Origin of the sequence: Leclercia sp. UBA5958, assembly GCF_002430365.1 — a bacterium.
Taxonomy (GTDB): Bacteria; Pseudomonadota; Gammaproteobacteria; order Enterobacterales; family Enterobacteriaceae; genus Enterobacter; species Enterobacter pneumoniae.
Genome location: NZ_DJCE01000008.1, coordinates 344,044 through 354,416, shown reverse-complemented (window position 1 = coordinate 354,416; position 10,373 = coordinate 344,044). Strand labels below are relative to the sequence as shown.

13 protein-coding genes are annotated in these 10,373 nt (G+C 54.4%); 6 read left to right on the top strand and 7 right to left on the bottom strand.

Features of this window, described 5'->3' with window-relative positions:
- Positions 1 to 52: 52 nt before the first annotated feature.
- The 3 genes from B2Q93_RS14815 to B2Q93_RS14805 all read left to right on the top strand — a co-directional run bounded on the left by B2Q93_RS14815 (position 53) and on the right by B2Q93_RS14805 (position 1,266).
- Entirely contained in the window at positions 53 to 634 is a 582-nt protein-coding gene (locus tag B2Q93_RS14815; protein ID WP_286933625.1) for a recombinase family protein, read from the top strand.
- Positions 635 to 712: 78 nt separating this feature from the next.
- A complete protein-coding gene (locus tag B2Q93_RS14810) occupies positions 713 to 952 on the top strand; it encodes a hypothetical protein (RefSeq protein ID WP_286933617.1) in 240 nt (79 codons plus the stop codon).
- On the top strand, positions 952 to 1,266 hold the full coding sequence (locus B2Q93_RS14805; protein ID WP_286933616.1) for a hypothetical protein: 315 nt from the start codon (positions 952 to 954) through the stop codon (positions 1,264 to 1,266). Before B2Q93_RS14810 ends, B2Q93_RS14805 begins: the two co-directional genes overlap by 1 nt.
- A 264-nt stretch (positions 1,267 to 1,530) precedes the next feature.
- Here B2Q93_RS14805 and B2Q93_RS14800 read toward each other — a convergent pair whose 3' ends face one another.
- The 5 genes from B2Q93_RS14800 to B2Q93_RS14780 all read right to left on the bottom strand — a co-directional run bounded on the left by B2Q93_RS14800 (position 1,531) and on the right by B2Q93_RS14780 (position 6,531).
- Positions 1,531 to 2,247, bottom strand: a complete 717-nt coding sequence (locus B2Q93_RS14800; RefSeq protein ID WP_046885065.1) for an ABC transporter ATP-binding protein — start codon at positions 2,245 to 2,247, stop codon at positions 1,531 to 1,533.
- Positions 2,244 to 3,119, bottom strand: a complete 876-nt coding sequence (locus tag B2Q93_RS14795) for an ABC transporter ATP-binding protein (RefSeq protein ID WP_286933614.1) — start codon at positions 3,117 to 3,119, stop codon at positions 2,244 to 2,246. The genes B2Q93_RS14800 and B2Q93_RS14795 overlap by 4 nt, the downstream gene beginning before the upstream one ends.
- Positions 3,116 to 4,387 (bottom strand): high-affinity branched-chain amino acid ABC transporter permease LivM, encoded by a 1,272-nt coding sequence (livM, locus tag B2Q93_RS14790; protein ID WP_046885067.1) that lies wholly within the window; start codon positions 4,385 to 4,387, stop codon positions 3,116 to 3,118. The genes B2Q93_RS14795 and livM overlap by 4 nt, the downstream gene beginning before the upstream one ends.
- A 10-nt stretch (positions 4,388 to 4,397) precedes the next feature.
- The gene (locus B2Q93_RS14785) at positions 4,398 to 5,312 is read right to left on the bottom strand and encodes an ABC transporter permease subunit (protein ID WP_040078459.1); all 915 of its coding nucleotides are present in this window, start codon (positions 5,310 to 5,312) and stop codon (positions 4,398 to 4,400) included.
- A gap of 97 nt (positions 5,313 to 5,409) precedes the next feature.
- Positions 5,410 to 6,531, bottom strand: a complete 1,122-nt coding sequence (locus tag B2Q93_RS14780) for a branched-chain amino acid ABC transporter substrate-binding protein (RefSeq protein WP_286933613.1) — start codon at positions 6,529 to 6,531, stop codon at positions 5,410 to 5,412.
- Positions 6,532 to 6,955: 424 nt separating this feature from the next.
- On the opposite strand from B2Q93_RS14780, the gene B2Q93_RS14775 reads away from it, so the two are divergent.
- On the top strand, positions 6,956 to 7,624 hold the full coding sequence (locus B2Q93_RS14775) for a YecA family protein (RefSeq protein ID WP_046885069.1): 669 nt from the start codon (positions 6,956 to 6,958) through the stop codon (positions 7,622 to 7,624).
- Between the two features lie 33 nt (positions 7,625 to 7,657).
- On the opposite strand, the gene tyrP is transcribed toward B2Q93_RS14775, so the two are convergent.
- Positions 7,658 to 8,869 carry a tyrosine transporter TyrP gene (gene tyrP, locus B2Q93_RS14770; RefSeq protein ID WP_286933612.1) on the bottom strand — a complete coding sequence of 404 codons (1,212 nt, stop codon included), beginning with the start codon at positions 8,867 to 8,869 and terminating at the stop codon, positions 7,658 to 7,660.
- A 248-nt stretch (positions 8,870 to 9,117) separates the two neighbouring features.
- On the opposite strand from tyrP, the gene B2Q93_RS14765 reads away from it, so the two are divergent.
- Both B2Q93_RS14765 and B2Q93_RS14760 read left to right on the top strand, forming a co-directional pair.
- Positions 9,118 to 9,459 (top strand): hypothetical protein, encoded by a 342-nt coding sequence (locus B2Q93_RS14765; RefSeq protein WP_046885071.1) that lies wholly within the window; start codon positions 9,118 to 9,120, stop codon positions 9,457 to 9,459.
- 66 nt (positions 9,460 to 9,525) lie between these two features.
- Positions 9,526 to 9,765: a YecH family metal-binding protein gene (locus B2Q93_RS14760; protein WP_286933611.1), complete on the top strand. Its 240-nt coding sequence runs from the start codon at positions 9,526 to 9,528 to the stop codon at positions 9,763 to 9,765.
- 38 nt (positions 9,766 to 9,803) lie between these two features.
- On the opposite strand, the gene ftnA is transcribed toward B2Q93_RS14760, so the two are convergent.
- On the bottom strand, positions 9,804 to 10,301 hold the full coding sequence (gene ftnA, locus B2Q93_RS14755) for a non-heme ferritin (RefSeq protein WP_040075064.1): 498 nt from the start codon (positions 10,299 to 10,301) through the stop codon (positions 9,804 to 9,806).
- Between the last annotated feature and the right edge of the window lie 72 nt (positions 10,302 to 10,373).

Here is a 10,373-nt window from a genome sequence, read left to right as displayed (position 1 = left end):
CCTGGCCGATAACTTCACCTGTTTTTTTTGCAGAATATATTGGGTGAAAAACATGCAAATTGGCTATGTAAGGGTGTCAACAAATGAGCAAAACACTGATCTACAGAGACAAGCCCTTGAGCGAGCAGGATGTGAGCAGGTTTTTGAAGAAAAAATGAGCGGAACAGTAGCGAACCGGCCAGCCCTCAAAAAGCTTATGCGAACCCTGAATGAGGGTGACACGTTGGTGGTGTGGAAGCTGGACCGACTTGGGCGAAGCATGCGGAACCTTGTACTGTTGGTGGACGAACTGCGGCAGCGTGGCATTCACTTCAAAAGCCTGACCGACAGCATCGACACTTCCAGCCCAATGGGGCGTTTTATTTTCCATATCATGTCAGCACTGGCCGAAATGGAGAGGGAATTGATCGTAGAGCGTACCCGGGCGGGACTGGCAGCAGCTCGTGAGAAAGGGCGCATCGGTGGCAGGCGTCCGAAGTTAACTCCAGAACAATGGGCACAGGCTGGTAGGTTGATCGCAAAAGGTGTGGACAGAAAGCAGGTAGCAATAATTTATGACGTAGCCGTATGTACATTGTATAAAAAATTCCCTGCCTCTATTTCCATCAACGACTTATCCACTCATGAAAATTGATAGGCAATGCTGGTATTGACCATTTTCACCTTCAAAATAAACTGTATAAATATACAGTAATTGTGGGGAGGGAAAATTATGGCAAGAAAATCCGATTTAAGAGCCGCTTTCGTTGCGGCCGTACACAAAAACCCGAAAGGGTATCAGTGCCTGCGCACCGCTGACTTTATCAGGGAGCTGCGCGCCAGGAACTGGCATTTCACAGAAGCTGACGCCAATGACTGGATAGAGCGGTATCAGGCTGGATTCGTAGATAAAACACCCGACGGCAGCCCGAACCGCCTCTGGATAATGCGCAATATGGGGTACATCCGATAATGGGGTTCGTTTCGCCGGCGAGCGACTATGTTGAACGCAGATTAAACCCTGAGGATCTGCTTACAACGGATCAGAGTCGTATCGTCGAAACGGGAACCGGCTATGCCGTTATTGAGCCGGTGACAAAACTTTCACAGGGGCAGGTGCTGCTAATTCTTAGTGGTGGATATACCCAGTTTGCGAAACTACAGGGCCGATCGTTAATCACTGACGATGGTGAAGCGATAGAAGGAGAGGCTATGGAGGAAGTAGAGGTAATGGGCAGGGTGACGTTTTTCATCAATCGTGCCCGAGAGGATGACTCACCAATTTAAGCATGGTGCCATCCCGAAATTCTTTCGCCATTACGACTTTTTAATATATGTAAGTTGTTGATTCATCTGATCTAATAATTATGTGTTATTGGCGAAAAATTATCATATGTAATTGATATATAATGATAACACGCATGATTTAAAATCCCTCGGCGTTCGCGCTGTGCGAGTTCAAGTCTCGCTCCGGGTACCATGGGATACAAAGAATAATCAAAGCAATAAGCAGTGTCGTGAAACCACCTCCGGGTGGTTTTTTTGTTTTTGTTACACCCCACCCAGATACGCCTTTCTCACCTCCGGGTCCCCTAACAGCGCCTCACCGCTGCCGCTCAGGCGAATCTGCCCGTTAACCATCACATAGCCGCGATCGGACAACTTCAGGGCATGGTGCGCATTCTGTTCAACCAGGAAGATTGTCATCCCGTTGCGGGCCAGCTCGCGCAGCGTCTGGAATATCTGTTTCACCACGATAGGGGCGAGGCCGAGGCTGGGCTCGTCCAGCAGCAATAATTTGGGGCGACTCATTAACGCCCGGGCGATGGCCAGCATCTGCTGTTCGCCGCCGGACATGGTCATCGCCCGCTGTTTACGCCGCTCTTTCAGGCGCGGGAAGAGGTCAAACATGCTTTGCAGATCCTCGGCCGCATACTGATTCCCGACCGGAATGGTGCCCATCAGCAGGTTCTCTTCAACGGTCATATCCGGAAAGATCCGCCGTCCTTCCGGTGCCTGGGCGATGCCGCCCGACGCAACGTAGTGTGTAGATTTATGGCTGATATCCTCGCCACAAAAGAGGATCTGCCCCTGACGAATGCGTGGCTGGCCAAAGATGGACATCAACAGCGTCGACTTCCCGGCGCCGTTAGCGCCTATCAGCGCCACGGTCTCCCCCGCATTAACCTGCAGCGACACCTGCCTTAACGCCTGAATCGCGCCGTAGAAAACGTCGACTTCCCGAAATTCCAGCATCGGCAGACTCATAGATTCACCTCGGATTCATCGGTGCCCAGATACGCAGCAATCACTTTCTCATCATGCTGTATCTGGTCAGGTTTCCCCTGAGCAATCACATCTCCATGGTCCAGAACAATAATATGATCGGAGATCTCCATCACCATCCCCATATCATGCTCAATCAACAGGACCGTAATGTGGTGATGGTCGCGTAAAAAGCGAATGATTTTACTCAGCGCACGGGTTTCCACCGGGTTTAACCCGGCAGCGGGTTCATCCAGACAGATGAGTTCCGGGCCGGTGCACATGGCGCGCGCGATCTCCAGGCGCCGCTGCTGGCCGTAAGACATCTCACCCGCCAGCCGGTTAGCGCAATCCACCAAATCCACCACCTCCAGCCAGTAAAAGGCCCGGTCCAGCGCCTGGCTCTCTGCCCGGCGGTAAGCAGGGGTATTGAGCACCCCCGCCAGAAGATTGCGGTTAACGCGCATATGCTGCGCGACCAGCAGGTTCTCTACCACTGACATTTCCCGAAACAGACGGATATTTTGAAAGGTACGCGCCAGTCCGGCGCGGTTGACCAGATGGGTACCACCAAACATTTTAAAGAACAGCCGTCGTCCCAGCTGGGCAGGGTTGATCCAGTCGTCGGGCTGGAACTTCTGCCCCAGCACCTGAATCACATTGGTGGATCTCTGCCGGGTATGAAAGAGAATGTTCCCGCCGGATGCTTTATAAAAACCGGTGAGGCAGTTAAACACGGTGGTTTTTCCGGCGCCGTTGGGGCCGATAAGCGCCGTGATGGATCCGCGCTGCACCTCGAGATTCACGTCATTAAGCGCCTTGATACCACCAAAGTGCATCATCAGGTGCTCCACGCTCAGTATGGTCCCGTTCATGGTGCTACTCCCTTGCGCGGGGTGTAACCGCTGCGGTTGATGCGAATCAGGCCCCGTGGCCGCCAGATCATCATCACCACCATCAGCATGCCGAACAGCAAGACGCGATATTCGGCGAAGCTGCGCAGCAGTTCAGGGGTGACGGTCAGAACAAACGCCGCCAGCACCACACCCAGCGTCGATCCCATCCCACCCAGCACAACAATGGCGAGAATCAGGGCCGACTCAAAGAACGTAAAGGAGGTGGGGTTGACGAAACCCTGATAGGTGGCGAAAAACACCCCTGCGATCCCGGCAGTCGAGGCGCCGAGCGTAAAGGCAGACAATTTCACCAGCACGTGATTCAACCCCATCGCGCGGCAGGCCACCTCATCTTCGCGCAGCGCTTCCCACGCCCGGCCAATTGGCATGCGGGTCAGCCGATGCTTGACGTACAGAACCAGCATCACCACCAGTATGAGGACGGCATAAATAAAGATGAACTTCAGATTGGGGTTATAGGTGAGGTGGAAAAACTCGTGAAATGGAACGCCGCCATCCTTTGCACGCCGTCCGAACTCCAGGCCAAACAGGGTAGGAGGCGGGGCAGATATACCGTTTGGTCCGCCGGTAAAGCTGAGCCAGTTGTTGAGGATAAGCCGGATGATCTCCCCGAAGCCGAGCGTTACGATGGCGAGATAGTCACCGTGCATCCGCAGTACCGGGAAACCGAGCAGCGCGCCGGCCGCGGCCGCCATCAGCGCCGCCAGCGGCAGCATCGTCCAGAATCCCAGACCCAGATATTGATACCCCAGCGCCAGGCCATAAGCGCCGATGGCGTAAAATGCCACGTAGCCCAGGTCCAGTAGTCCCGCCAGCCCGACCACAATGTTCAGCCCCAGCCCCAACAGGACGTAGATCAACCCAAGGATCGCCACCGTCAGCAGGTACTTGGTTGCGATAAAGGGAAAGCAGAGGGCCAGGGCCAGCAGCAGGGGGATTATCCAGCGCAGGCGGCTTTTATACCCCGGCGGGCGAACATAGACCCCGGCGTTGTCGGTGTCGAAGCGCGCTAACAGGCGCTTGCCGGCGGCGGTCATCAGAAAGGCGCTCAGTAAAAATCGTCCCAGCACCACGGTCGCCACAATCCATGCCAGCCGCCGTCCTTCAAAATTAAAGCTGTAGCCATCCAGCACCACGCCGACGATGGGGCCAAAAATAATCAGGGCAATCATACCTGCCAGCAGGCTATCCAGCAGACAGCGCTTCAGTGAGAAATCATCAGCCATTGTTCGTCCCTCACACCTTAGCCACAACCGGGCGGCCGAGCAGTCCCTGAGGACGGAAAATCAGGATCACCACCAGCAAGCCAAACGAGAAGACATCTTTGTAGTCGGAGTTCACCATCCCAGAAAACTGCGCTTCGGCAATCCCAAGAATGAGTCCGCCGAGCATCGCTCCGGGCAGCGAGCCAATCCCCCCCAGTACGGCGGCAGTGAAGGCTTTTATCCCAATCACAAAGCCGGCATAGAAATCAAAGGTGCCGTAGTTCATGGTGATCAATACCCCTGCCAGGCCGGCCATCGCGGCGCCAATCACAAACACCAGCGATATGATGCGGTCGGTATTGATACCCAAAATCGAGGCCATCTTACGATCCTGTTGCACCGCCCGGCACATCCGGCCCAGCCGGGTATGGGCGATGATCCAGGTTAACAGCGCCATGCCGGCAAACGAGGCGATCAAAATAAACACTTTGGTATAGGTTATCTGCACAAAGCCTTCGCCAATATGGAAACGCAGGACCCCGTCCAGCATGGTAGGGACCCCTTGCTGGCGCGGCCCCTGGCTAAGCTGGGCATAGTTTTGCAGGATCAATGACATCCCGATGGCAGAGATCAGGGGTGCCAGCCGGGTAGAGTTACGTAGCGGCTTATAGGCAATGCGTTCGATGGTCCAGCCATATACCCCCGTGACCACAATGGTGAAAACCAGCGTGCCGAGGATCAACAAAGGAAAGGACTCAAGCCCAAAGAAGGCGAGGAGGGCGAGACCGATAGCGCACAGATAGGCGGAGATCATATACACCTCGCCGTGGGCGAAGTTGATCATGCCGATAATGCCGTAAACCATGGTATAGCCGATGGCGATTAATCCGTAGACCGAACCCAGCGTCAGGCCATTGACCAGCTGTTGCAAAAAGAATGTACTCATCATCGCGCGCTCGTGTATCAGGCCGCAGGGAGTGCGGCCCTCTGGTTATCGTGCGTCGGCAGAGGTTCCTGCCAACGATGAGCGTGACGCCGTCCCGTTACGGCACTTCCTGGTATTTGCCTTTATCGTCCCACTGGTAAACCACGTAGTCAGAGACCTTCAGGTCGCCTTTTTCGTCCCAGGCCTTTTTACCCATGACCGTTTCCACCGGGTTCGCTTTCAGCCAGGCGCTGGCTTTGGCCGAGTCGGTACCACCGCTGGCCTTAAAGGCGGCGGCAATGGCCTGAATAGAGGCATAGGCGTAGAGGGTGTAGCCCTCAGGTTCAAATTTGGCGGTACGGAACTTCTCGATAACCGCTTTGCCATCCGGAATAAGACGCGGATCTTTGCCAAAGGTCATATAGATGCCATTGGTATACTGCGCGCCACCGGCAGCGGTAACCATCTCCTCATTCACAATACAGTCGCCGGAGAAGAATTTGGCCTGAACCCCTTGCTCGCGCATCTGACGCACCAGAGGCCCGGCCTCCGGATGACAACCGCCAAAGAAGACGACGTCTGGCTTTTGCGCACCAATTTTAGTGACCAGCGCGTTGAAATCTTTCTCGCCGCGCGACAGCCCTTCGTACATCACATCCTTCACGCCGCGTTTCGCCAGCGCGGTCTTTGTTGCATCCGCCAACCCCTGTCCATAGGTATCTTTATCGTGAATGATCACCACGCGTTTGGCTTTCAACTTATCGATGATGAAGTCACTCGCCACCTGACCCTGCTGGTCATCGCGCCCGCACATGCGGAACATATCGCTCATGCCGCGTTCAGTTATGAGTGGGTTGGTAGAGCCGGGGGTGATGGCGATGATGCCGGCATCGCTATATACCTCGGAGGCCGGCATGGTCGATGAAGAGCAGAAATGGCCGACCACGGCCTTCACTTTATCCTGATCAACGAGGCGGTTAGCCACGGCAACGGCCTGTTTGGGTTCACAGGCATCATCCCCCTGTACCAGCTTAATCTTCTCGCCGTTGATCCCCCCTGCGGCATTGATATCTTCGGCGGCCTGGGTTGCGCCATGCCAGTATTGGTCGCCATAGGTTGCGTTCGGGCCGGTAAAGGGCCCGGCCACACCGATAACGATATCTGCCTGGGCGGAAAATGCCGTCACCAGACAACCTGCCAACACCAGCGAAAGAGGACTTCTGATTAGTTTCAGCGACATTATGATGTACCTTTTCTGAGCGGTTTTTGCGCAACCCTGTGTAGCCGAACGCCGGATGGCGCACCCAATACCAACACATTAATGAGAACACAAAGCTCTGAACGACAGACCAGCAAGGCTCTGCTTATGACGGCGAGGTTTCCTGAGGCGAGAACGCCGCGAGGAAAAAATAAGCAAAATTGTTGCCAGGTCGTAAACCCATCGTCTGGGTTCCGACAATTCTGAGTATAGAGCGTCGTTTTACGCCGCCTGAGGCGGCAAGGTGAAATTCCAGCGGGGATCACATCTCATTAACATGAATGCCCGTAAGTTGTGCAGCGGTCACGATTTGGGGCCCTGTTAGCCAGGCAAGGTCGTGCGCCCGTAGTGGGGCGTTATGTGTTACGATCGAGGGAATACATTTTTATTCAGGAGTAGCACAATCATGTCCGAAGGCCCATTAAATGCATCCGAAATGGAGTGGCTGGAAGAGACGTTAATGGCTTATGGTCATGACGACGAGTCGATTATGGACGTCTCAGAGCTCGACGGTATGCTGACTGCCGTGCTCTCCGGCCCGGTAGTGGTTGAACCGGATCGCTGGCTGGTGGCCGTATGGGGCGGTGAGAAGAACATTCCACGCTGGAAAAATGAGCGCGAAATGAACCGCTTCATTAACCTCAGTTTTAAGCACATGAACGACATTGCCGAACGGCTGAGCGACTATCCGGATCAGTTTGAGCCGATGTTTGGTTTTAACGAGATGGATGGGCAGGAGTACACCGTGGTGGAAGAGTGGTGCTTCGGCTATATGCGCGGCGTGGCACTCACCGACTGGTCAACCCTGCCAGAAACGTTGAAAGCCGATCTGGATCTTATTGCTCTGCACGGCTCAGAAGAGAACTTCTCGCGTCTGGATGAGATGACCGAAGAGGCGTTCCACGAAAGCGTAGCGCAGATTCGTCCGGCGGCGCTGCGTCTGTATGCGTACTGGGCAGCGAATCCGCAGCAGCCAGTAAGCCAGCAGCCGGTGATTAATGGCACCAAAGTCGGGCGTAACGATCCCTGTCCGTGTGGCAGCGGTAAGAAGTTTAAAAGCTGCTGCTTACATTAATAAAGAGGGCTCATCACAATGAGCCCTTTTATTTTATCCAGGCTCCGGTAAAAGCCCGGCAGCAATAGCCAGCTGCACCAGAATAATGCCAATCCCGCAGGCAAAGACCAGACAGAGCGCCGGTTTCCCGCCTGGCACCCGGTACCCTCCAGCAGCATGTTGTTTGCGGCTCTGCCATGCCAGCATCGACGGAAGCAGTAGGGCGAGCACCGCCAGCGCGACGCCGGCATACCCCAGCGCCATAACAAATCCGCGCGGATAGAAGAGGGCGAACGCCAGCGGCGGCAGGAAAGTGATGACCCCGGTCTGTATCCGCCCGGCAGCGGACCGGCTACGCTGGAACAGATCGGCAAGGTAATCAAACAGCCCCAGCGCCACCCCCAGGAACGAGGTTGCCAGCGCCAGATCGGCAAACAGATGCACGGCCAGTTCCACGTGCGGTGAGGCAACCACTTCCCGCAGTGCCTGCAGGAAACCGTTCAGCCCGGAATGGTTAGCCATCAGCCCCATAAAGGTAGGCGCGTTAATACTGCCCAGCGTGACCAACTGCCAGAAGATATAGGCAATCAGCGGAATCGCGCTACCGGTGATAAAAATCCAGCGCAGCTTACGTACGTTGCCATCCATGTAACTGACAATGCTGGGTACGCTACCATGGAAGCCAAATGAGGTAAAAATAACCGGGATAGCCGAAAGCGCTAGCCCCTTTTCCAGCGGTAACGTGAGCAGGTTGACCTGATGAATGTGCGGCGCCAGTAAGCCAAGCATGACCACCAGGAAGATAATTTTGGCGGTAAAAAGGAAGCGGTTAAAGAGATCCACCAGGGCGGTACCCACGCAGACCACCGCGCCGCCAATCAGCGTAAAGAAGATCACGCCGGTAGAGGGGGCGATATCCGCACCGAACCAGTCGTTAATGCTGGAAGCAATCAGCTCGCCGGCGCCGCTCACGTAGGCCGCCGTCAGGGCATACATCAGGAACATCATGCTAAAGCCGGTAAGCCATTGACCATAGCGGCCCAGATAGCGACCCGCCAGCGAACCCAGGCCGGTATCGGCAGGAACGTGTTGATACACTTCCAGCAGCAACAAGGCGGTGTAACACATTAGCGCCCATAATCCGCCCAGCAACGCCAGCGTAACGCCAAACCCGACTCCTGCAGCCGCCAGCGGCATTGCCAGCATTCCTGCGCCAATCGTCGTTCCGGCGACGATAAAAATACTTCCCAGCGTTCTGTTTTTCACTCTTTCCTCTACAGCATTGCCATACCGCGAACCAATCTGCGGCGCAGAGTAAGGGAAAAGTGCCGCCTCGTCAAACCGGCGTTACATGCTCTGTAATTATTTCTTTACAAAAATTCGCCGGACATGCTTTCCGGACATTTGCCCAACAAATTTGGTAAATCCATCTACTTCATAAGGACAATGTTTTCCCGGCACAATCGGGCGTAACGTAAACAAATCCCGCAAATAATCAAAAAAATGAGGTAGTGATGACTGACAGCAACCCATTTCAGGCATCCTGGAGCCGCTCAGGTAATTTGCTCTGTCACGGACACTGGACCATCCTCTGGCAAGGGCAGCCCCTGACGTTGCCCGAATCGCGACGCGAAAAAGAGATGGGGACCTGGGGTATCTACTCCATCATTGATCCGGAGGACGAGACCTTTGCGCAGGGTCTGGAAGAAGATGAGTGGATCATTGCAAACGTGGAGTGGCTAACCGACCTCTTTTACGACCAGGGCATACCGCTGGAAAGCCGCTCATACCGCCAGTTTTATCAGGCCGTAAATCGCCATGACTGGCGCTGCACCAGCTGTGCAGGCTGCATGTAAACCTGCGCCAGCGCAAGGCAAGCGTAGGGCGAAACGGGTAGGCTGCGGCTTTAATCTGGAGGGTTTATGGCATCGATACACGGTCACGAAGTATTAACCATGATGATAGCATCCGGCGAGCGCTACACCCGGCAGAGCCTGGCGGCGGCCATTATTGCGCGTTTTGGTGATAAGGCTCGTTTTCACACCTGTTCAGCCGCGCAGATGACCGCGGCAGAGCTGGTAGCCTTTCTGGCCGGGAAAGGGAAATTTATTCCGCTGGAGGCGGGGTTCACAACAGACGAAAGTAAGATATGTAAGCACTGAAAATAATAACGGCGCCCATTGAAGGCGCCGCGGAATAATTATTTCTGTGCGTCGAGTGTAGCCAGCTCTTTATCAATAAAGTACAGACCTTCGCCCGATTTACCCGCCAGCGACAGTTTATCGAGAACAGATTTAAACAGTTTCTCTTCTTCGTGTTGTTCCGCGACATACCACTGCAGGAAATTAAAGGTGGGATAATCCTGGCCGATCATAGCAGAGTGAACCAGCTCATTAATTTTTTGGGTGATCAGCTGCTCGTGTTCATAGGTGGCACGGAACAATTCATCCAGTGAGCCATATTCAGCGACGGGCGAGGCGACCGGTGCGATGCGTGGCAGGCTGCCGGTATCGGTCAGGTAATCGAACAGGCGCTGCATGTGCGTCATCTCTTCCTGAGCGTGGCGGCGCAGGAAAGCCGCAGCGCCTTCAAAGCTATGGTAACTACACCAGGCGCTCATCTGTTGATAAAGCAGAGAGGAGAAAAGCTCCAGATTCATTTGCTCATTCAGCTTGTCGATCATTTCAGGTTTAAGCATGGTGTCGCTCCGTTTTATTATTCATTGGTCAACGCGAACGCCACTATAATTTGTTATTTATATATTTGCAAA

Bases quoted from the DNA above. Each gene is read 5' to 3' on its own strand.
- livM (WP_046885067.1), bottom strand. From the start codon at position 4,387: ATGGCTGATGATTTCTCACTGAAGCGCTGTCTGCTGGATAGCCTGCTG.
- ftnA (WP_040075064.1), bottom strand. From the start codon at position 10,301: ATGCTTAAACCTGAAATGATCGACAAGCTGAATGAGCAAATGAATCTG.
- B2Q93_RS14760 (WP_286933611.1), top strand. From the start codon at position 9,526: ATGGCATCGATACACGGTCACGAAGTATTAACCATGATGATAGCATCC.
- B2Q93_RS14765 (WP_046885071.1), top strand. From the start codon at position 9,118: ATGACTGACAGCAACCCATTTCAGGCATCCTGGAGCCGCTCAGGTAAT.
- B2Q93_RS14780 (WP_286933613.1), bottom strand. From the start codon at position 6,531: ATGTCGCTGAAACTAATCAGAAGTCCTCTTTCGCTGGTGTTGGCAGGT.
- B2Q93_RS14775 (WP_046885069.1), top strand. From the start codon at position 6,956: ATGTCCGAAGGCCCATTAAATGCATCCGAAATGGAGTGGCTGGAAGAG.
- B2Q93_RS14805 (WP_286933616.1), top strand. From the start codon at position 952: ATGGGGTTCGTTTCGCCGGCGAGCGACTATGTTGAACGCAGATTAAAC.
- B2Q93_RS14810 (WP_286933617.1), top strand. From the start codon at position 713: ATGGCAAGAAAATCCGATTTAAGAGCCGCTTTCGTTGCGGCCGTACAC.
- B2Q93_RS14795 (WP_286933614.1), bottom strand. From the start codon at position 3,119: ATGAACGGGACCATACTGAGCGTGGAGCACCTGATGATGCACTTTGGT.
- B2Q93_RS14800 (WP_046885065.1), bottom strand. From the start codon at position 2,247: ATGAGTCTGCCGATGCTGGAATTTCGGGAAGTCGACGTTTTCTACGGC.
- B2Q93_RS14785 (WP_040078459.1), bottom strand. From the start codon at position 5,312: ATGAGTACATTCTTTTTGCAACAGCTGGTCAATGGCCTGACGCTGGGT.
- B2Q93_RS14815 (WP_286933625.1), top strand. From the start codon at position 53: ATGCAAATTGGCTATGTAAGGGTGTCAACAAATGAGCAAAACACTGAT.